Here is a 22,917-nt window from a genome sequence, read left to right as displayed (position 1 = left end):
GAAAAATGAAGACTAAACGATACGTTCAAACAGGTCTAATAACGCAGGCATGATTGAACGCTTTGTGCTGTTTTGGGTGATATCCCCTGTTCCTCATTGGTTTTATGAGGGGGAACGCCAGATTATTAGGACTGGCGTTAACGCATGAGGGGGTTGAAACGAATGGTACATACCGGTTTTATTGAGTGAAAGAAATGTTCAGATTGTTTAGTGAGACTCTTTCATGGAAATAGTAAAAACCAAAGAGGCCTGTATGGCCAGTGCTTGGCCGTGCACCACCGATTCCTGGTATGAATACAAGGGATTAGAGTTGTATGAATCTGCAAGGCAAGTCCGGACCGATATCTGTCTGGCTTGTGATTGCCACTTGGCCTGAATTTTGCACTCAGTGCCTGGAATAAGCACTTTTCATCAATTGCCGCCAAAGGTGCAGCTAATGTCCGATCCAGAGAAAATCAACGAATCTGAAAGAAAAGAGGGCACAGATGTGTCCGGGCACTCCAATTGGGGACCGAAGCTGTTTGTTGGGGTGCTGATCGGTATCCTGCTGTTTTTCTACTGGTTGCTGATCTACTCGGGCGGCGTCACAGTGCATCACGGTTAAGGGGTGGAAAAATGAGTGAAGAAAATAAGATTGGTGGTGCTGCACTGCTGGTCATCTGGATTGCCGCGCTGGCCATCTCCCTGGTGGCATTCTACGGCCTGGATCATCTGATTATGAACATGCAGGGGCTGCCCCTGAATGCTGACCTGACCCCGGCGGGTTGAGCAGGCAGGGGAGAGAGAAAGAGATGAGGTCGAACAGACATCAATCGATACGTCGAAACGGTTTTTCAAACCGGCCTGGTTGGCTGCTGTCCCTGTTGGCAGTTCTGCTTGTATTTGGCGTAACCCCTGTTTTTGCGGATATGGGGATGGGGGGGGCCGAACAGCGCATCGCACCGATCGGCCGGGTCCATATTGAAGGCCAGGATTTTGTTCCCGTAGCGGATAGTGTGGCCAGTGGGGCGGAAGAGCCGGAACAAATCGCGGCACCCCGAACGAGTCGCAAGGACTACCCGAATATCGGCGTCAGCAGCCGGGCAGTGGTCTGGATCCTGGCCCAGTTACACCTCTTTTTCGGTGCCCTGGTGTTGGCGGTACCCCTGTTTGTCCTGGTGATCGAACTGGTGGGGGTGACGACTGGCGATGAGCGCTACGACAGTATGGCCCATGAGTTTATGAAGATCAGCCTTACCGGCTTCTCCATCACCGCCATCTTCGGCGGCTCTCTTGCACTGGCGCTGTTCCTGCTCTATCCCGATTTCATGGGTTACATGATGCACGTCTTCGGTGCCCAGTGGCTGGTCTACGCAGGGCTGTTTTTCCTCGAGAGCTTCTTCCTCTACACCTACTATTATGGCTGGAACGCCATGCGCTACGGCAACCTGAAGTGGGTGCACCTGAGTCTTGGTCTGCTGCTCAATGGCGCGGGCATGACCATCATGGTGATCTCCAACTCCTGGGCCACCTTTATGATGGCACCTTCAGGCGTCAATGAGGTTGGTGTGGTGGTGGGTAATATCTGGGAGGTAATGAAGGGGCCGCTGTGGAACCCGATCAATTTGCATCGATTTATTGCCAACATCGGTTTCGGTGGAGCCGTTGTCGGGGCCTATGCCGCATATAAGTTCCTGAGCACAAAGGATATGGAGAAGCGGGCCCATTACGACTGGATGGGATATACCTCCAACTTCATCGCTATCCTTGCTTTTCTGCCGTTGCCTTTCGCTGGATACTGGCTGATGGCGGAGATCTACGCCTACTCCCAGCAGATGGGCATCACCGCCATGGGCGGTATCCTGGCCTGGCTATTCATCGTGCAGGCGGTGCTGATCGGCACCATCCTGCTGGCTGGCAACTACTACCTTTGGGCGGGTATGTCTCGCACCGAAGGTTCCAAACGCTACAAGCCTTTCATTGGTTTTATCGCTTTCGTACTGGTGGTTTGTTTCCTGACCTGGGTTACCCCCCATACCCTAATACTGTCTGCGTCGGAGATCGCGCAGCTGGGAGGCAGCCACCACCATATTCTCGGCCCCCTGGGCATCATGCCGGCGAAGAATATCGCCGTTAACCTGATGCTGGTGGTGACCTTTCTCTCGTTCCAGCTCTATCGCCGTTCGGACAAGGTGGCGACCGTTACCTGGGCGCCAATCGGCAATGCGCTGATGGTGGCGATCTATGTGGTGGCGATCGTCAACATCATCTTCCTCGGTGTTTACTACGGCTACTTCACCAATACGGTCTATAAGGTGGGTTCGTCAGTGGCCCAGGTGAGCTCGACCCTGGTGGTGATCATTGCGGGTATCGTTATCGACAGCCTGATGTTCAAGAATGCCAAGACCCTGCCTTCGCACTGGGGCAGGATCCCCGATCGAGCCCAGTACGCCCTGTTTGCCCTGCCGATTGCCTTTACATGGCTGATGGGTCTGATGGGCTATGTGCGCTCGTCGGTGAAGACGCACTGGCATGTCTACACAGTGATGAAGGACAACTCGCCGGACAATTTTATTCCCACCATTGGTTATGCCGGCAACATGATCACCATTGTGACCGTACTGTTCCTGTTGTTTGTGCTGTTTATGTTCTGGGTTGCCAGTCTTAGCGGAACCAAACAAGCCAAACCGGAAACGGTGACTGAAGGAGGCGTGGCATGACAAATCTTTCGGGAAAAGATTTGGATGGGCGGAGCGCACCCGAAGGGGACCGGACAGGAAAGTCCGGGATCACCATCTTCTTCAAAACCATTGGATTCAGTATCGGCCTGGCCCTGGTCTTCACCCTGGTGACGCAGCTGCTGCCACAAGTGGAGGGTGAAGCGCCGGTGGAGACGAAGGTCGATCTGGGTTCTCTGACCATGGACGACTTTGTTGCCATGGGCGAAGACCTGTTTATGAACAAAGGCACCTGCACCCTCTGCCACAAGCCGCCGCCTATCGGACGAGCGCCTGACATCCAGGGCATGGACATGGTGAGCACTTCGTCCGAACGTCTTGCCGATGAGCGCTACCAGGGTGAGTCGAAAGATGCGGCGGGTTATATCCTTGAATCGATGATTGATCCGAGCAAGTTTGTCGCCGTCGGGTGGGGTAAAAAAGGATCCAACGATACCGTCTCGCCAATGCCTGCCGTCGACAAAGCTCCGATCCAGCTTTCAGCGATGGAGATGGATGCAATCATCGCCTATCTGCAAGCGAAGGATGGCAATGAGGTGACCGTATCCCTGCCGTCACCAGAGGCGGCTGCGGAAGTTGCTGCTGCAGCACCGGCAGCTGGTGGAGTGGCACCAGCACCAGCGACCACTGCGGAGGAGGCACTGGGTAAATATGCCTGCAGCTCCTGCCATGCGATGGACTCTGAGGACGCCCTGGTGGGTCCTGGGCTGGCAACCGTTGGGGCGCGCCTGAGTGAGGCAGAGATACGTCAGAGCATTGTTGATCCTGCCGCAGTGATTACGGAGGGTTTTCCTCCGGCGATGCCTGCAGACTTTGCGGAGAAGATGACGGTTAAAGAGCTGGAGATGATCGTGCAGCATCTGGCGGAGAAAAAATAATGAAGAGCTTTAGGATTCCCGCTTTTCTGCAGGCGGTGCTGATCATCGCGGTAGCCTATCTGGCGTTCAAGTTCGGTTTTCCGCCGCTGCTGCCACAGACGCTGATGATCCAGTACATGATTATCACCATCATTGGTGTGCTGCTCTATTTCTCTTTCGACGACGAGCGCTGGGCGGAGTTCCAGGTACCGGTACTTGCTACTTTGCGTAACGATAATCTGTCGATGGTTCGCTGGGCGTTTCTGATCATCATCCCGCTGATCGTTGGCTACACTGTCTATGGCATGGTGAAGCCGAGTAATGATGCTCCGGTGGAGTTGCGCCAGGTACATCCCGCTCCCCCAGCCTCGGTCAAGGCTTTTGGTAAAAGTTTCGATCTTGCGACGCTGGAAAACCCCATTCGAGAGGATATTCTTAAGACCCTCGCCGGCGACAAAGCGGCGGGCTGGGACAAATACCAGACGGTGGTAAGTGCAGGGCGCGACGTCTACTATCAGAACTGCTTCTATTGTCACGGCGATCTGCTGGACGGCCAGGGTCAATATGGCTCCGGGTTCAATCCACAACCGATCAACTTCCAGGACCCGACTATCATCCCACAGTTGCAGGAGTCGTTCCTCTTCTGGCGCATCACTACGGGTGGTCCCGGTCTGCCGAAGGAGGGCACTCCCTGGAACTCAGCCATGCCGGTGTGGCATGAGATGTTGAGCGAACAGGATGTGTGGAACGTTATCACCTTCATCTTCGACTATAACGGCCAGGTGCCGCGGATCTGGGACCCGGAGATCTCCCGGGTTGTGACCGGCATGAAGGACGAGGTGCTGGCCAAACGCAAGGAGATCAAGGGCAAGGATCTCTATAAGTTCCGTTGTGAGGTCTGCCACGGAGAGCAGGGCGCCGGAGACGGCGTGGCAGCGGAGTTGATGTATCCCAAGCCCCGGGATTTCACCCTGGCTCTATTCAAATACAAGACCTCTCCCGGCACTCTGTTGCCGCTGGATGATGACCTGTTCAATACCATCAAAAACGGCCTGACAGGAACCGGCATGCCGGGTTGGGCATCGTTAATGAGTGATGAGCAGATCCGTAGCCTGATCCCGGTGATCAAGGGTTTCGATATCACCGCCGCCTGGGCCCCTGATGATGCGGATGACGACTTCTTCGATGACGATGGCCACTATCTTAAGACCGATTTTCGCCAGACTGCAGAAGTTGAACCACTGGGCGGCCAGATCCCTTTCTCGGAGGAGTCGGTGGACAAGGGGCGTGAAGCTTTTATCAAATCCTGCAAGGAGTGCCACGGCAAAGCGGGCAGGGGCAATATCGTCTCCGGCAAAAAACTGGAGGACGATTGGGGCTTCCGCATCTGGCCGCGGGATCTGACCAAGCCCTGGACCTGGCGCGCCACTCAGTCCACTGATTCTGCCGAGAAGGAGAGGGATGCCACCATCAAGGCGATCTATACCCGTCTCTCCATCGGTATTCCCGGTACGCCGATGCCTGCTCACCGTGCGGTGGAAGAGGGTAACAAGGATCCAGTCAGCCTGGAGGATCGCTGGCATATCTCCAACTTCGTCTACAGCCTGCGTGATACAGCGGTGCAGCCAAAAGATGGTGCGGTGGTAACCGGCACCAAGGTAAGCGGCGGAGTGCCGACCTCGCTGGATGATGAGCGTTGGAATGGCGCGGACGCGGTTACCCTGAGTCTGGTGCCCAACATCATCAAGGAAGAGCGTCTGTTCACGCCGCTAAATGATGCAGTGACCGTGCGCGCCATCTATAACGAGAAGGAGATCGCCTTTCTGCTAGAAGTGGATGATCGTACCGAAAGCCGTCCCGGTATCGAATACTTTACCGATCTGCAGGACGAGAACAAGGAGATGCACGCCGATGCGGTGGCGGTCCAGTTCCCTATGGAGGCCGCTTATATGTCGGCGCCGATGGTGGAGAAACCTTTCTATCGACATGGCGACAAGCGTCACCACACCACCATCTGGTACTGGAATGCGGGCAGTGTCGAACCAAAACAGGATGCCAGTGCTATGCTCATGGAAGGCGTCGGCCCCAACAAACGCCCCAAGCTGCGTGAGGCGGACGGTACCTTTAGCGCGGCCGGTGAGTGGAAAGATGGTAAGTGGCGTGTCATCATGACGCGTCCGCGCAGTGGCGGTGTGATTGGGGATATCGATTTTGTCGAGGGTCAGTTCATGCCCATCTCCTTCGCCAACTGGGACGGCAGTAACGGCGAGGTGGGATCCAAACACACCCTAAGCACCTGGTACTGGCTCTTCCTGCCGCCGGAGTTCGACTATCAGCGGGTCTATGGGTTCCCGGCAGGCATTGCCCTGTTGATTTTCCTTGCTGGCCTGATGTTGGTAAGGTCGCAAAGGAGAAAAGTGACAGGAGACAGGTGACAGGGCGCGCCTCCTACTTACTTTTTTCGAGCCTATCCAGTTAAGCAGCAGGAGTGAATTGATTATGATTCAGCGGATGGCGTCCATCTTTCTTCTTCTCATGTTTCTTCCCCTTGTGACTCAGGCCGGGGGGGAGGCACCGCGTGAGGATGAGGTTCTGGATCAGAGCGGGGCCCCGGCTGGCGGTGATTTCACTCTCAATTCTGCAGCCGGGCCGGTTTCAACCAGTGATCTTCGAGGCAAGGTCATACTGCTCTTTTTCGGTTACACCAAGTGTCCGGATGTCTGTCCCACTTCACTCTCCCTGGCAACCCAGGCCCTGAACGAATTGAGTGGGAAAGAGTTGAAATCGCTGACGTCGATCTTTGTCAGTGTCGATCCCCAACGCGATACGGTGGAGCAGCTGAAAGAGTACGTGGAGTACTTCCACGAGAGCTTTCTCGGGGTAACCGGCAGTGAGGAGAAGGTAGCCGAGGTGGCTAAGATGTACGGGGCTCAATATTACCAGGTGGAACTGGAAGGTTCGGCTTTTGGATATTCGGTGAATCATTCCGCTGCAACCTACCTGATAGCGCCCGACGGACAGTTACGTTTTATCTTTCCCCATGAGACTCCGCCGCAAGTGATGCTTGAGGGAATACGCTATCTGATGGCCGGTAACTGAAGGCATACAAATCCACATGCAAAACCGCCGCAAGGCGGTTTTTTTGTGTCTGGTATTTGCTCAAAACGCTATTCGGATAAACGCCAATGACTTGGGGGTCAACCAAGTCTGCATAGTTAGTGCCCGTCCGGAAACACTGTTTTCACCACGAAGCGCACAAAGAGCACGAAGAAAATTGATGGTTAATCAATCTTTTACCTTCGTGCTCTTCGTGTCCTTTGTGGTTAGATGTGGGCTTCCGGATGGACCCTAGCTAGGGAATTCTCCGCTGAACACCATGATCCACTCTACCCATTTGCAGGGATTATTGAAAAGTTACTTAATAATCACGTAACAAGTTGAATTGTACGAAAAAATATCGAGTGTTTAGAGAGGTTTTACTGAGTAGAGATATTCCCGAGTGGGTAGTGTTTCTCTTGAACAAATTGATCGAAGTGAGGTTGGCAATGCTGCTTTGATAGAACAATTCATTCAGGATGCCTCAGAAAACAAATTGACGTGAATCAATAAGTTTTTTCTAACCCCACGTAACTACAGGTATTTATTTTTTGCCCGTTGCTTGGCCTGAAAAATGCAGTGAATGAGGTCGAATTGGACTATCGGTATTCATATTGGTTCCGTTGTCCTGATTCTCGAGTTGGAATACCGATAAATGAAGAATTGACCTGGAGGAAATCCAATGGGTGTACGAGTCAAAACCGGACATACTCTTCTGGCGGCAGCGCTGGGACTGGGTATGGCTTTCGGTGCGCAAGCCGGCAAGTATCCCGACATCACGTCTTTGCCTGATCTGAAGATCAATGCGGCCAAGGCTGAGTTGGGAAAGCGACTTTTTTTCGATCGCCGTATCTCGGGTGATGCAGGCATAGCCTGCTCAGATTGTCACAAACCTGAAAACGGCTATGCGCATCCCGATGCGCTGTCCCCGGGTTATCCCGGTAACGGACATTTCCGCAACAGCCCCAGCGTGATCAACGCTGCACACAAAAAAGTCTGGATGCATGACGGTCGTTTGGGTACCAACCTCAATGACGTAACCCGTGAAATGCTCACGGAAGATTACATCATGAACATGGATATGCGGATCATGCAGGAGCGTGCGAAGCAGGATCCAAAATATGTTCAGATGTTCAAGGATGCCGGATACGGTGAACCCTCCAACGGTTCGGTACGTAAGGCGATACCGGAATACCTGAAGACCCTGACCTCCGTGAATGCCCCCATCGACACCGGCAAAATGTCTGCCTCCGCCAAGCGTGGTCAGAAGCTCTTCGAAGGTAAGGCTGGATGCATCCAGTGCCACAACGGTCCGCTTGCCACTGATGGCAAGGCGTACAACACTGGTGTGCCGGAGAACTTCGATATCTTTCTTGATCCCATGAACCATCATGCCTTCATCGCCTTCGCAATGTTTCAGGGTATCGAAGACTATATGAACCTGAAGCGCGACCCTGGTTATTACAATATCACCATGGATGCGGCTGATACGGGCAAGTTCGTGACCCCAAGCCTGCGTGAACTGAAGTACTCCGCACCCTACATGCACAACGGCATGGTCAAGAGCCTCTACGACGTGGTTGCTTTCTACAACAGGGGTGGCGGCAAGGACAGCCGTAAGGACTCCCGTCTCAAGCCTTTGAAGTTGGGTAAGCAGGATATCAAAGACCTGGTTGCCTTCCTCGAGTCTATGTCGGGTGATCCTCTGACCAGCGGTCAGCACGTCTGGAAAGATCCCTATCCTGCTGAGTATCCGGTTATCGAAAACTGGACTCAGGTCAAGAACTAAACGTCGAGGAGACAGCGATGAGTAATGTAATACAGACTCCGACCCTGTTGGCCGCTGCCATCACGACGGCACTGCTGGCAGGTTGTGCTGGCCAGGCGACTTCGGAATCCACTGCTGCACCTGCAGCTGAAAAGTCGATGGCTGCAGCACCTATGGCGATGGCCGGTCCTCCCCCTTTGGCGCCACTGGGTGAACCACCGATCCCGCCGGATAATCTGCAGAGTCCTGCAAAAATCGAACTGGGAAAAATTCTCTTTTTTGATCCCCGTTTGGGCGGTGATGCTTCCACCGGTTGCTCCACTTGCCATGAGCCGGATCAGGGCTGGGCTTGGGCCGAGGACTTCTCCCGCGGTTATCCCGGTACGGTCCACTGGCGCAACAGCCAAACCATCATTAACAGTGCCTACTTTCCCCGCCAGTTCTGGGCAGGCTCCGCCTCTTCAAACGAGTCGCAGGCCAGGGGCGCAGCCAGAGGTGGCGTAGCCGGTAACGGCGAGGCCGACATCATGGAGGCGCGTCTCAGGGTGATTCCTGAATATGTGGAACGCTTTCGCGAGGCATTCGGTACCGAATGGCCAATCGTTCGGGACGCATGGCGTGCAATCGCTTCCTTTGAACGTACTCTGGTACAGCGTGATACTCCCCTGGACAAATATCTCCTGGGTGACAAGACCGCACTGGATGCAGAGCAACTCAAGGGTAAGGAGATTTTTGAAGGTAAAGGTGGTTGTATCCAGTGCCATAATGGCGCTATCACCTCTGACCAGGATTTCCACAACATTGGTATTCCACCGAACAAGCGTTGGGAAGAGGATGGACTGGCACAGATCACCTTCCGTTTCGAGCAGTATGCGAAGGGACAGACCCAGGAGGGTTACCGCAAGGCCAAGTCCGATTGGGGCTTCTACTACCGTTCCAAGAATGCATGGGACAAGGGTAAGTTCCGTACCGCGCCTCTGCGTTACCTGAAATACACCGCACCCTATATGCACAACGGTGTCTTCTACACCCTGGAAGAGGTGGTTGATTTCTACGACCGTGGTGGTTTCGACGAAGATGGCCGAACCACAATGTTCAAAGAGAACAAGAGTTCGCTTATCAAGCCTCTTGGTTTGACTGATGATGAGAAGGATGCCCTTATAGCGTTCCTCGAATCGATGTCCGGCGAAGAGATGTTGATGGAAAAACCTGCGATGCCGGAATATGCGCCGCTGTTTACCTTGGCAGAGCTTGAAGCGGCACAGGAGGCAAAATAATGTCTGATATCAAGAAAAAAGACGAGACTGCAGCAGATCACGGTAAGTGCATGCTCAATCGTCGTCAGTTCCTGATGTACAGTGGATCCGCGGCTGCCGCGGCCAGCACTGTTTCAATCAGTCTGTTCCCCGGCCAGGCCGCTGCAAAGGCCCGTGTCGTGGGTTATCCCCGTAAGAAGATTGGCCAGCTCAGCGCTCTTAAGGACGATCAGCCGGTGAACTTCACCTATCCAGATGACGGCGCTATCAACATGCTGGTCAAAATGGGCGGTGTTAAGGCTGGTGGCGGTGTTGGTGATCAGCGTGACGTGGTGGCCTTCAGCTACCTCTGCACCCACCAGGGTGGCAACATGATCGGCAAGTACCAGGCGGTGGGCAACCATCGCGTACTGGGCCAGTGCCCGCTGCATCTTTCGACCTATGATCTGACGCGTCACGGCATAATCGTTTCCGGACAGGCATACCAGAGCGTGCCACAGGTCCTGCTGGAAGTTGACGGTGATGACATCTATGCCGTCGGTATGATGGGCCTGATCTTTGGCCGTAACGAAAACCTGTTGGAATCCTGAGGAGGAGAATAGACAATGGCAACTAAATATTACCTCCCTGAGGATCATACACCGCTACCACCGAAAAATGCGGACGTGAAGACCACCTGCTGCGACTACTGCATCGTCGCCTGCGGATACAAGGTCTATCGTTGGCCGGTAGGTACCCCGGATGGCGGTCCGAAGGCATCTGAGAATGCCTTCAATACCGACTTTCCGTCCGGCCCGCTACAGGCTTGGGTGGCACCCACTCAGCACAACGTGGTGATGCACGAAGGGCGTCCCCACAACGTGATTATCATCCCGGACAAGGATGCCAAGGTCGTCAATGTTGGCGGTGACTCCTCCATCCGTGGTGGCTGTATCGCGCAGAAGTGCTACAACCCCAACACACCGACCAACGATCGTCTGACCTCACCCCTGGTGCGGATCAACGGAACGTTGCAGCCGGTGAGCTGGGACTTTGCGCTCGATATTGCGGCCAATGTAGGCAACCATGTTCTCAAAGAGCATGGCGCCAACGCATACAGTGTGAAGACCTTCTCTTATCAGTTCTTCGAGAACACTTATGCAGTGAAGAAGTTCGCCCGTCGTTCCATCAAGACAGCGGCTTTCACTTTCCACGACACACCTTCCGATGTGACCTCCACTCCCGGTTTCCGGGACGCGGGTTTCGACAACTTCGGTCCGGCTTATAAGGACTGGGGGGATGCGGAAGTCCTGGTGATCTGCGGTACCGACCCGTATGAAACCAAGACCATGATCTTCACCCAGTTCATCAAGCCTGCTATCGACCGCGGTCAAAAGACCATCTGGTTGAACGTGCGTGAGACTGCCGGTCTGGCATATGCCAAGAGCAAGGGCGACGATCAGACCATTCATCTGCAGATCAATCCCGGTACCGATACCCCGGTACTCGGTGCTATCTCCCGCATTATTCTGGAGAACGGTTGGGAAGATAAGGATTGGATCAAGCACTGGGTCAACGACAAGTGGGGATCCAGCTCCGGCTTCGGCCAGGGTACACGTAACACCCCATGGCAGTGGCGTACCACCTGGGGCAAGTTCCAGACGAATGGTGTATACGGCAAAAAGGGCTACAAGGCCTGGGTTATGTCCCGCAAGGAGCATGAGCCAGAAGTGGCAGCCAAGATCGCCGGCGTCGATGTGAACGATCTCTATAAGGCGGCCAAGTGGCTGACTGGTGGTGGTGGTGATCGCCCCAAAGCATCCTTCGGAATCGAGAAGGGCTTCTACTGGTCCAACAATACCGGCAACACCAACGCCATCTCCTCTCTGGCAACTATCTGCGGTGCAGGTGGTCGTCCAGGTCAGATGGTAGGCCGCTTCGGTGGTCACCAGCGTGGTGGTGCAGGTGGTGGCAGTTATCCCCGCAACAGGTCACCTGAGAAGGTGCCGGGTCGTCGGCGTCGTTCCCTGGATACGGATCGGTGGCTCTATTCAGGCCACACCCGCATGGCTCATGTCATCGGTACCACCTGGATTCAGGCGATGTGTGGTGCAAACGGTCTGCACAGCAAGTTTGAGGAGTTGGTGACCAACAATCCGAACCAGGTTACCTCCTGGGATAAGGATGAGATCATCGAGACCCTCAAGGCGCGTGCTGATTCCGGTGGTACCGTGGTGATCGATCAGGATATCTACCTGCGTGATCCCATCGGCGCACGTTTTGCGGATATTGTTTTCCCTGCGTCCACCTGGGGTGAAGAGGACTTTGCCCGCGCCAACGGTGAGCGTCGCATACGTCTCTATCAGAAGTTCTACGATGCTCCCGGTGACGCCAAGCCTGACTGGTGGATCATCTCCCGGCTGGCCCAGAAAATGGGCTTCAAGGGTTATGACTGGAAAGATTCCAACCAGGTTTGCGAGGAGTCTTCCCGCTCCAGTCGTGGTAACCGCAAGGCCTACCATATGATCAAGATCGCTGCCCATAAAGAGGGCAAGACTCTGCATCAGAAGCTGGCTGAACTCGGTACCGAGGGTATCCAGGGTCCGACCTTCTACAACTACGATACTGGTGAGCTGCTTGGAACGGTGCGTCTGCACAATACCCAGTGCAAGCAGGAGAAACTGGTGGCGGAAGGCCGTACCAAGGGTGCGAACATGATCAACAAGAAGGGAACGCATTTTAATTCCCAGACCGGTCGTGTGAACATCCAGAAGCATCCCTGGAGCCTCTATGCTGACTACTGGGAGTGGATGAGTCCTAAAGAGGATGAGCTGTGGCACACCAACGGTCGTATCAACGAGATCTGGCAGTCCGGATTCGATGATTTAGAGCGTCGTGCCTACATCACCCAGCGTTGGCCTGAGAACTTCACCGAGATCCATCCGGATGATGCTGCTTCCCGCGGTATCGAGTCGGGTGATAGGGTGATGCTCTTTTCGAACCGGGTGCCGGTGCATAAAAACACCATCAAGGGTGTTCACGGCAAAGACTTCCAGTTCTCTGAACTGATGAAGAACGGCCATATCGCACTGGAGAAGGGTGCTACCACCGCTATCGCCATCGTAACCCCAGCAGTGAAGATGGGAACACTTTATTCCTACTTCATTACTGAGAAGCAGGCATCCAATGCACTGCAGGGCCGCGTGGTGGATAACATCAGTGGTAACTACAACTATAAGCTCGGTGTGTGCAAGATCAAGAATCTTGGGCCGTCTGAGTATAAGAAAGAGTTCCGCAGCATGTCTTTCGCACCGCGAAACATCGTCTGATAACTCAGTAACACTTTAGTAATGGATTAAAGCGGGGCTTCGGCCCCGCTTTTTTTTGCCGGCGAAATTCCTGATCCGTTACAGCCAACGAATGAATGTAGGACGGTTCAGGCGTAGCAGAACCGGCAGATACATTTGTGTTTTTAATGTGCGATCGCCCGATCCGCTACGCTTGATCGGGCCTACGGTTTGGACAGTTGAGGTTGAAGGGGGGTGAGCCGACGCCACTTATAGGCCAATCAGAGTTCGAACTCATTCAATGGTCTGGGTTCGCCAACACCATAACCTTGAGCATAATCCACATTGAGCACACGTAGCTGAAGCAGCGTGGCCTCGTCTTCAGCCCATTCGGCAATTGTCTTCAGGCCTAGGATATGTCCGATCTGATTAATCGACTCCACCATGGCGTAGTCAACAGGATCCTTTGCCATATTTCGCACGAAACTGCCGTCAATTTTCAGATAGTCGACGGGCAGATCCTTTAAATAGGTGTAGGAAGAGAGGCCGGTGCCGAAGTCATCCAGCGCAAAAGAGCAGCCCAGTGATTTAAGGCGCTCGATCAGATGTTGTGCCCGATCCAGGTTTGCCACGGCTGCGGTTTCTGTGATCTCAAAACAGATAGCATGGTGTGGGATGTCCCAATCCTTGAAGAGTCGCTCCAGATAGTTGAGGAATCCTTCGTCAGTCAATGAAGTGCCGGAAAGATTGATGGCAAATAGAAAGTGCCCTTTCTCAGGGTGCAGTTTTGACCAGTGCCTGAGATTATTACCCTGCGTTGAGAAGAGTTCATTGATTATCCAGCGATCGATGGCCGGCATCAGAATGTATCGTTCGGCAGCAGGAATAAAGTTATCGGGGATGATCAGCTCTCCCGCTTCATCAAACATCCGGACCAATACTTCGTAGTGCCGTTTTCCGTTATCGACAACTGAAACGATAGGCTGGGCATAGAGATGGAAACGCCCCTCATTCAAAGCCTGGTTGATGTCAGCAACCAGATGCATGTCGCCATGATGACGAATCAGTTCCGAATCACCACTGTGATAGATATGCAGGCGATTACGACCTTGTTCCTTTGCCATGTGGCAGGCAACATCTGCCGTGCTCAATATACTCGAGGTGCTCTCTTCCATTGGGCTAAACCCGGAAAGCCCAATACTGACAGCGACATCGAAAGAACGATCCTCCCAGGTAAAAAGGAAGTTGCGAATGGTCTGTAGCAGATTGCTGCAGATTGTCTCGGCACGTTCCATACTGCAGTTGGAGAGCAGGACACCAAATTCATCGCCGCCGACACGCCCAATCAACTCGAATTTCTTCAACTGTGATTTGGTGATAATGGCCAGTTGTTGCAGCAATTCATCGCCGGCTTTGTGACCGCAAGTATCGTTGATCAGCTTGAATTGATCGACATCCATGAAGCAGAGTACATGATGCTCCTTTGGCGCTTTCTTCACGGAAATGAGTACGGCCAGTCGTCGTTCGAATTCAGCGCGATTGAGCAGGCCGGTGAGTACATCATGCTGTGCCAGGTAGGTCAGCCTTTCGTGAGCTTGGTGTGATTCCGAAATATCTTGTATCAGTGTGACGTAGTGAGTCTGATCATCAAGCTCAAGGCGACTGATAGAGAGTCTTACCGGCAGGTTGCTGCCGTCCTTGCGTACGCCAACGAGTTCACGGGCATTGCCATCTGGAGAGAGTCCCAGGGTTTCAAGGATGCTTGTGCTGGGAACGTGTGCCTGTTTTTGTGAAAACAGCTGACCGATATTGCTGCCGACGATATCCTCTTCGAGATAGCCGAACATCATCTCAGCCGCAGGGTTAAAAAGTTGTACGACACCGGCAGTATCGAACATGATGATGCCTTCGACGGCAGCCTCGATGATGCCTTGCAACTTTTGTTCATTATCCCTCAGGGCACGCAGAGATTTCTCACGTTCTGTGACGTCGGTAATTATCAGGTAGAGCAGGGTGTTGCCGTTTGTTCCAGTGGGGTTGACCTGGATCTCAACATCATGCTTGGTGCCTGAGGCGCTGGTGTGAAGTTCCTGGTAGCTGGAGATGTTGCCTTGGCTTATGGCGTTCAGTTGTTTGCGCAGTTGACTGGCGGATCGATTGTTCAGTTTGCTGTAGTTCATCTTTTTCAGGTCGATGATCGAATGACCATAAAGCCTGGCAGCGGCGCTATTTGCTTCGATGATCTTGCCGCTCTTGGCGTCCAGGATCAGCTTGATGGCCTGATTGACTTCGAACATCTGGCGGTAGCGTGACTCCTTTTCGGACAGTACCTCCATAGCACGTACCTGTTCTGTAATATTGCTGGCGGTACCGGTTGCGCCAATGCAAGAACCGTTTTCATCGATGACAGGCAGGGCGTTGAATCTTAGGTGTACCTCGCGTCCGTCACCTGAGTTGAGGCGTGTTATGTGGTTGTTCCAGGGAGTCCCCTTCAACAGTTCGCGAATCGCCTTGAACTGCGTTTTGAGTTCATTATCCGGTATCATCTCCACCAGAGGCCGGCCAATTAACTCCTCCTGAGAATAGCCGAGAATTGGCCAGGCGGCATCGTTGATCTGTGTGATATAGCCTTTGTTGTCTATGTTCCAGATCAGATCCTCCGATGTCTCCAGCAAGTCGCGATACCGTTGTTCGGTGACTTCCCTTTCTGACTCCTCTTTGCGGGCTCTGCGATACAAAATGAGGGAGAGGGCAAAGAATCCCAGCAGAATAGATATTCCGACAAGCGAAATTTCAGCGAATTTGTTTGAGAACAGTGATGGGGTAAAGCTATTTGCCAATATCCAACCAATACCTGGAACTTCAGCTGTGATGGCCTTCTGTTTGGGGCTGTCCACAGGATCGTCGGGATTCAATGGATAGAGGTTTAGCGTGTGCCCATAGACTTGGTGGGTGGCAAGCAGCCGACAGATCGCCTTGCAACGGAAGGCGACAAAAAAGATGCCGCGGTTTCCCTTCTGCCCGCTCCAGGGAATCATGATGTCGTATTGATAGCTGTTGTTACTGAGCCTTCTGATTATTGTGGCTTGCTGTCTGCCTTGCGCGAACTGCTTGAGGTCGAAGAGTCTTTGATCGTCGAGCGTTGCCGAAGGGTCGTCAAGCAGCGAAACACCTTCATGATCCGCCAGCATAAAACCTTCGGTATCGGGGAAGTGTAGTTTGATGCGTTGACGGGTGCGATTGTACTGCTCGTCGGATAAGGGATCATCAGCCAGGTCGGAGAGAAGTTGAGTCTCCTGCAGGATAAACAGCGCTACGCTGGTGTGGATTTCCCGTAACCGGAGAGCAATCTCTCGCGCACCATCCGTGACTTGGGTTTCCGCCAGCTGTCTATGAAACGTGTGAAAGTTCTGATACTCACGAACGCCCAGGGCGAGCAGAATCAATGCTGCAGCCATGTTGGCAAACAGCAGAAATTTCAGCGGATGATTTGTTCGCCTTGAAAGCTTTTCCAACGTCATGAACCGCTCGTTATTGATCGAACCCCTTAGTTTGAGATTCGCTTGTATTTAATGCGATGTGGTTGGTCGGCATCCGCCCCCAAACGGCGTTTACGGTCTGCCTCGTAGTCAGCATAGTTGCCTTCAAACCAGACTGCATCAGATTCGCCTTCAAACGCCAGGATGTGGGTTGCGATACGATCCAGGAACCAGCGGTCATGACTGATCACAACAGCACAGCCCGGGAAGGTGAGTAGCGCCTGTTCTAGTGCGCGCAGGGTCTCCACGTCCAGATCATTGGTCGGCTCGTCAAGCAGCAGCAGGTTGCCGCCGCTTTTCAGCAGCTTGGCCAGATGGACACGATTGCGTTCACCACCGGAGAGGTCACCGATACGTTTCTGTTGATCGGAGCCCTTGAAATTGAAGCGGCTGACATAGGCGCGGGATTGGGTTTCGTAACGATCCACTGTAATGATGTCCTGGCCGTTTGAGATCTCTTCCCAAACGGTTTTGTCGTCATCGAGTGCATCCCGGCTCTGATCGACATGGGATATCTGGACGCTGTCGCCGATACGCAGTTCTCCGCCATCCGGTGTCTCCTGTCCCGTGAGCATGTGGAACAGGGTCGTCTTACCCGCCCCGTTGGGGCCGATGATGCCGACAATACCGCCTTTCGGCAGATTGAAGTTGAGGTCGTCATAGAGCGTCCTGTCGCCATAGGACTTTTTCAGGCTTTCGGCCTCTATGACCAAGTCGCCCAGTCTCGGCCCTGGCGGGATGTAGATCTCGTTGGTTTCATTGCGTTGCTGGAAGTCCTGGGATTGCAGTTCGTCGAAACGTTGCAGGCGGGCCTTGCTCTTTGCGTGGCGGCCTTTTGGATTGGAGCGCACCCACTCCAACTCCTGTTTCATCGCCTTGACTTTGGCGGCCTCCTGCTTCTGCTCCAGTTCGAGACGCTGCTCCTTCTGCTCCAGCCAGGAGGAGTAGTTACCCTCCCAGGGGATGCCGTGGCCACGGTCCAGTTCCAGAATCCAGCCGGCAACATTGTCGAGAAAGTAGCGGTCATGGGTGACGGCAACAACAGTACCGTTGTATTCGTGCAGGAAGCGCTCCAGCCAGGCAACCGACTCTGCGTCGAGGTGGTTGGTGGGTTCGTCGAGCAGCAGCATGTCCGGGTGTTCCAGCAACAGCCGGCAGAGCGCAACGCGGCGGCGTTCACCACCGGAGAGTTTGCTCACATCCGCGTCCCAGGGCGGCAGCCGTAGGGCGTCCGCGGCAACTTCCAGCTGGCGTTCGATATTATGGCCGTCCGCAGCATGGATAATGTTCTCCAGTTCCGCCTGCCGTTTGGCCAGGGCATCGAAGTCGGCATCGGGTTCCGCATAGGCGGCATAGACCGTATCCAACTCTGCCAACGCCTCCTTCAGATGACTCAGCGCCCCCTCCACGTTACCACGCACGTCTTTGGTTTCGTCGAGTTTGGGTTCCTGGGACAGATAACCGATCTTGATGCCTGGCTGGGGGCGTGCTTCACCCTCGAACTCCGTATCCAAACCGGCCATGATCCTCAAAACCGTCGATTTACCCGCCCCGTTGAGGCCGAGCACTCCGATCTTTGCGCCGGGAAAAAAGGAGAGGGAGATATCTTGGATGATGACGCGTTTGGGTGGGACGATCTTGCCCACCCGGTTCATGGTGTAGATGTATTGGGCCATTGTGTGATTTAGCTTCTTAGTGACAAACAGAGACGAAATTTAACAATCATTCTCTCACAATCGATCAGCTGGCTCATCCAATTGTGCAGTGCCCATAAGAAATAAATGACTTTGGTCAACCGATGGCAGAGATCTGCGTTATTCCTTGATAAACAGAGAGGAATTCACATGTCATCCTACACACCTCTTTTTCTATTGCTCTGCCTGCCCGGTATGTTACATGCCATGTCGTTCGATGAGGCGAGGCACCTGCTTCAACGAAGTGGCTTCGGCGGTACAACCGTGCAGATTGAACAGCTGGTTGGAGTAACCCATCAATCGGCGGTGGAGCAGTTGGTGGCTGCTGCTGACACCGCCATCATTCTGGCAACCCCTGGATGGGTCGATACCCTACCCCGCGAGCGCCGGTATCTGCGTGGTTTGAATGATGCTGAGAAAAAGATGCTGCGTAAACAGCGGCGGCAGCGCGGCATTGCACTTCAGGCCTGGTGGATGCGGCAGATGTTGGCATCCGAATCGCCCCTGGCGGAACGTATGGTGCTCTTTTGGCATAACCACTTTACCTCTTCGATGAAGAAGGTGAAGTGGGTTCCGCTGATTTTCAGGCAGCATGAGACGGTGCACAGACATGCATTGGGTAATTTTCGTGATCTGCTGCAGGCGATGGCTCGGGATCTGGCAATGCTGCGTTATCTTGATGGTGTGGTAAATCGGCGGGAGAGTCCAAATGAAAACTTTGCACGGGAACTGCTGGAACTCTTTACCCTGGGTGAAGGTTACTACACAGAAGCGGATATCAAGGCTGCGGCCAGGGCGTTTACCGGCTGGAGCATCGATCGTCGCAGCGGTAGATTCCGCTACTACAGCCGTTGGCAGGATGATGGAGAGAAGCTGTTTCTCGGCAGAAGAGGCCGTTTTGATGGTGATGACATTTTGCGCATTCTGCTTGATCACCCCAGAACCGCGATTACCATTACAGACAAACTCTGGCGTGAGTTCATCTCACCTACGCCCGATACGTGTGAGATCAAACGATTGGCAAAGCTTTTCAGGGAGAGTGACTATCAGTTGCGCCCTTTGCTGAAAGCGCTCTTCAATACCGCCCAATTTCGTGCCGGTGAGAATCGTGGAGGCCTGATCAAATCACCGGTTGAGCTGTTGATCGGCACCCTGCATCAGTTGGAAATCAGTGTGGAGAGTGGGCGCTTGCTGGCGCTGGCGAGTCGCCGTCTCGGCCAGGATCTGTTCAATCCGCCCAACGTCAAAGGTTGGCCTGGTGGAGAGTACTGGATCAATACCGACACACTGTTGCAGCGCCGCTTTCAAGCAGATCGACCTAATCAGAAATGGGTCTCCGATATCACCTACATCAAGGTCGGGCGCATCTGGCTCTACCTGGCTGCGGTCATGGATCTGTACTCACGAAAGATTGTTGGCTGGTCACTCGACACCCATATGCGTGAAGAACTGATCATGGACGCTTTTACCATGGCAGCACATAGCAGGGATCTCAGTGATGACGCCATCGTACATTCAGACAGAGGCGTTCAGTACCGTAGCAACCGATACCAGACGCTGGTGCAGGATTATGGATTTAGGAGTAGTATGAGCCGAAAAGGGAATTGTTGGGACAATGCTGCTATGGAATCATTTTTCAGTCGGTTAAAAGTAGAGCTGATTTATGCAGAGAACTACAACGCAGTTGATGAAGCACGCGCCGTTATCTTTGAATACATCGAGTTGTTTTATAACCAGACAAGACGACATTCAGCAAATGATTATATCAGCCCCAATCAATATGAACGAAAATATTCACAATTAAACGTGTCTACTTTTCGTGGGTAATACCATATTAAACTTTATTCTGATTCTGATCAAAAAAACATACTTCCTTTATCGGCTCTAACTATCCGTGCATCAACAAAAAGCGGTAATGAATTAAAAATTCAACCAGCCCAGGAGAATATTGTTATCTCTCACGTCCCAAGAGAATCAATAGAGTTAATTGTTTCGGATAATTCCGGAAAGAAGTGGACCTACAAGTTATTCCCTGCTGTTAGAGGAGTCGCTCCTGATGTTGTTGAGTACAGCATATCTAATGTGGAACTAAAACAATAACCATTCGACATTATTGCGCTTATAAAGGGCTCCACCGGGCAGGCAAAAGCTTCACCGGATGCTTCAAGTATGCAAACATAAAGGCATCTGGCATCGAGATCGATACCGCAGAAATGGGTATGTGATTTGGTGTAGAATTTCATATGAGCCTCCTTCTTCATCATTGTGCAAAGGTACACAATTGGATGGTAGGTTATGCTGCCACTCCCGCTGAGGGAGGAGGCTCAATGAGTATCAAAGCATTACAGAGGATAAACCGCTGAAAGCAATGTTAGCTTGGAGTATGTAAAAAAGAAGCAGAAAGCTCGAGAGTCTGATTCCCTAGGAGATGGGCGTGAAATATTCAATAGACTTTTCAGGTAAGACTGTCGTTGTAATAGGTGGAACCAGTGGTATCAATTTTGGCATCGCAGATGCATTCGCTGCCAAGCGGGCGCGAGTCGCTGTGGCCAGTCGCTCGCAAGACAAGATTGACGTGGCCGTCGGGAAACTGTTGGGTTATGGTGGCGAGGCCATAGGATTCAACGCCGATGTAAGAGATGTCGATGCGGTCAAGGCTGCATTGGTCGGTGTGTATGAAGCATTTGGAGCTATAGACGTACTTGTGTCAGGTGCGGCAGGGAATTTTCCGGCGCCAGCGCTTGGTATGTCATCGAACGGTTTCAGATCGGTGATCGATATTGACCTTCTCGGCACATTTCACGTGCTGCAGTCCGCGCACCCGTACCTGAACAAGCCTGGTGCTTCGATCATCAATATTTGAGCGCTCCAGGCTTTTGTCCCGATGGAACATCAGGTTCACGTCTGTGCCGCGAAGGCTGGCGTCGATATGGTTACTCGAGTTCTAGCAATGGAGTGGGGGCCTGAGGGAATACGGGTTAATTCTGTCGTGCCCGGACCGATCGCGGGAACAGAGGGTATGAAGCGTTTGACACCCACTCCAGCACTTCAGAAAACTGTAACAGATTCAGTACCGCTAGGTCGGTTGGGTACACCAATAGAGATCGCTAATACTGTTATGTACTTGGCTTCTCCTCTGGCGGGATATGTTACCGGTGCTGTTATACCTGTCGATGGCGGTTGGTCGCTAGGGGGTGCAAGTGTACTTGGAGCCAGCATGGTGAAAACTGCCGAGATGAAGGATGCTGATTAAAATAACAAGGTTTCGCGTTACTTTCAAAGACTATGGGCCGAATGATCGCCTTGAGACCAACCTCGTGAGATCCCTTGCGCGTTCCTTGGCGGTCCAGGAAAGTTGTAGGCAATACAAATCTAATCTGTAAACATAAGGAGTATTTCATGAGGATCAAATCATTTATTTTTATAGCTGTTATAACAACTTTTTTTTCAGGTTGCGCATCTGTCCCAATGGGGTCAATTGAAGAAGATGCTGATAGAAAAATGTTCGCCTTGCCCACACAAGGCATGTCAGGATTATATGTCTATAGAAATTCAAATTTTGGTGCCGCACTAAAAAAAGCAATCTACGTAGATGGCCAGTTTATTGGCGAAAGTGCGCCAATGACCTATTTTTATAAAGAAGTTAAAGCTGGACAACACACTATATCTACACAATCAGAATTCAGTAATAACGATTTTGATTTAAACACCAAAAGCAACACGAATTACTTTTTACGCCACTATATTAAAATGGGGGTTTTTGTGGGAGGTGCAAATATAGAAATAATGTCTGAAGAAGAAGGGAAAAAAGGTGTTCAAGAGTGCCAGCTAGCAAAAGAGTTAAATGAATAACCAAAAGTAAAGAAAGAAGAGGTGGTTAATTTTTAATGCGTTCAACTTAATAATTTGTAATACAAGGGCTTAGATCTATGGGGGCGACAACAAAAGGCGCTGACGGTAAATTGCGCTGCAAATGGTGCGATTCCGCACCAGAGTTTCTCGGTTATCACGATGCAGAATGGGGTTTTCCTGTCAGTGATGATCATCGGTTATTTGAGAAATTGTGTCTGGAGGGTTTTCAATCCGGGCTGAGCTGGCGCACTATCCTTGCCAAGCGCGAGAACTTCCGCTCTGCCTTCCACAATTTCGATTTCGACAAAATAGCGCATTTCACCCAGCGTGACATCAATCGTCTTCTCAAGGACGAAGGCATCGTTCGCCATCGCGGCAAGATAGAGGCGGTCGTCAACAACGCAAAACGAGCTAAGGAACTCGTCAAACAGGAGGGTTCGTTGGCAGCTTTTTTCTGGCGTTACGAACCAGACGAGAAGCAACTCGCAAAACCGCAGACTGCATCGACATCGGCGGAATCGATTGCGTTGTCAAAGGATCTGAAAAAACTGGGCTGGAAATTCGTTGGACCCACCACGGCGTATGCTTTTATGCAAGCAATGGGTCTGATCAACGATCACGTTGAGGACTGTGAGATCAGAAGTAAAGTGGAACGTGCGCGCAAAAGATTCAAGCGTCCTTGTGGTGACAAGTAGCGTGTTCATTTTGTATTTGTGGAGAGCTATTTTAGTGGCCTCTTTTGTAGTACAGGCGGAAGAAAAAGAGTCCGCATCGTGGTCAGCTGAGCTTAGGTGTTATGCTTGAATATAGGAGACGAGGATGGCCTTAATGAAATGCCATGACTGTGGTCAGGAAATCTCAGACAAAGCGGC

Annotated in this window: 15 protein-coding genes and 1 pseudogene; 14 read left to right on the top strand and 2 right to left on the bottom strand. The window is 52.5% G+C overall.

Features of this window, described 5'->3' with window-relative positions; all coding sequences use genetic code 11:
• Positions 1-436: 436 nt before the first annotated feature.
• From HPY30_03225 to HPY30_03180, 10 genes are all read left to right on the top strand, one after another.
• A complete protein-coding gene (locus HPY30_03225) occupies positions 437-604 on the top strand; it encodes a hypothetical protein (protein ID QYZ65091.1) in 168 nt (55 codons plus the stop codon).
• Positions 605-615: 11 nt separating this feature from the next.
• Positions 616-768, top strand: a complete 153-nt coding sequence (locus HPY30_03220) for a hypothetical protein (GenBank protein QYZ65090.1) — start codon at positions 616-618, stop codon at positions 766-768.
• A 23-nt stretch (positions 769-791) separates the two neighbouring features.
• Positions 792-2,699 carry a hypothetical protein gene (locus HPY30_03215; GenBank protein ID QYZ65089.1) on the top strand — a complete coding sequence of 636 codons (1,908 nt, stop codon included), beginning with the start codon at positions 792-794 and terminating at the stop codon, positions 2,697-2,699.
• 68 nt (positions 2,700-2,767) lie between these two features.
• Positions 2,768-3,595 (top strand): c-type cytochrome, encoded by an 828-nt coding sequence (locus HPY30_03210; protein ID QYZ67883.1) that lies wholly within the window; start codon positions 2,768-2,770, stop codon positions 3,593-3,595.
• Entirely contained in the window at positions 3,595-6,009 is a 2,415-nt protein-coding gene (locus HPY30_03205) for a hypothetical protein (protein QYZ65088.1), read from the top strand. The genes HPY30_03210 and HPY30_03205 overlap by 1 nt, the downstream gene beginning before the upstream one ends.
• Positions 6,010-6,085: 76 nt before the next feature.
• Complete coding sequence (locus tag HPY30_03200; GenBank protein QYZ65087.1) at positions 6,086-6,673, top strand: SCO family protein; 588 nt, start codon at positions 6,086-6,088, stop codon at positions 6,671-6,673.
• Positions 6,674-7,352: 679 nt separating this feature from the next.
• Entirely contained in the window at positions 7,353-8,459 is a 1,107-nt protein-coding gene (locus HPY30_03195; GenBank protein ID QYZ65086.1) for a c-type cytochrome, read from the top strand.
• A 17-nt stretch (positions 8,460-8,476) separates the two neighbouring features.
• Positions 8,477-9,715, top strand: coding sequence for a cytochrome-c peroxidase (locus HPY30_03190; protein QYZ65085.1), 1,239 nt, complete (start codon positions 8,477-8,479; stop codon positions 9,713-9,715).
• Entirely contained in the window at positions 9,715-10,284 is a 570-nt protein-coding gene (locus HPY30_03185; protein ID QYZ65084.1) for an arsenate reductase (azurin) small subunit, read from the top strand. Before HPY30_03190 ends, HPY30_03185 begins: the two co-directional genes overlap by 1 nt.
• A gap of 15 nt (positions 10,285-10,299) precedes the next feature.
• The gene (locus tag HPY30_03180) at positions 10,300-13,002 is read left to right on the top strand and encodes an arsenate reductase (azurin) large subunit (protein QYZ65083.1); all 2,703 of its coding nucleotides are present in this window, start codon (positions 10,300-10,302) and stop codon (positions 13,000-13,002) included.
• 239 nt (positions 13,003-13,241) lie between these two features.
• Here the strand turns inward: HPY30_03180 and HPY30_03175 are convergent, their stop codons facing one another.
• Positions 13,242-16,418 carry an EAL domain-containing protein gene (locus HPY30_03175; protein QYZ67882.1) on the bottom strand — a complete coding sequence of 1,059 codons (3,177 nt, stop codon included), beginning with the start codon at positions 16,416-16,418 and terminating at the stop codon, positions 13,242-13,244.
• Positions 16,419-16,507: 89 nt separating this feature from the next.
• Positions 16,508-18,175, bottom strand: a complete 1,668-nt coding sequence (gene ettA, locus HPY30_03170) for an energy-dependent translational throttle protein EttA (GenBank protein QYZ65082.1) — start codon at positions 18,173-18,175, stop codon at positions 16,508-16,510.
• A 168-nt stretch (positions 18,176-18,343) separates the two neighbouring features.
• Between ettA and HPY30_03165 the strand changes: the two genes are divergently transcribed.
• From HPY30_03165 to HPY30_03150, 4 genes and pseudogenes are all read left to right on the top strand, one after another.
• Entirely contained in the window at positions 18,344-20,020 is a 1,677-nt protein-coding gene (locus tag HPY30_03165; protein QYZ65081.1) for an IS3 family transposase, read from the top strand.
• 601 nt (positions 20,021-20,621) lie between these two features.
• Positions 20,622-21,446 (top strand): annotated as a pseudogene (locus tag HPY30_03160) (SDR family oxidoreductase).
• A 146-nt stretch (positions 21,447-21,592) separates the two neighbouring features.
• Positions 21,593-22,045, top strand: a complete 453-nt coding sequence (locus HPY30_03155; protein ID QYZ65080.1) for a DUF2846 domain-containing protein — start codon at positions 21,593-21,595, stop codon at positions 22,043-22,045.
• A gap of 77 nt (positions 22,046-22,122) precedes the next feature.
• On the top strand, positions 22,123-22,740 hold the full coding sequence (locus HPY30_03150; protein QYZ65079.1) for a DNA-3-methyladenine glycosylase I: 618 nt from the start codon (positions 22,123-22,125) through the stop codon (positions 22,738-22,740).
• Positions 22,741-22,917 lie beyond the last annotated feature (177 nt).

The organism is Gammaproteobacteria bacterium (ex Lamellibrachia satsuma) (assembly GCA_019623805.1).
Taxonomy (GTDB): Bacteria; Pseudomonadota; Gammaproteobacteria; order Chromatiales; family Chromatiaceae; genus QGON01.
This window is presented reverse-complemented; position numbering and strand designations above follow the sequence as displayed.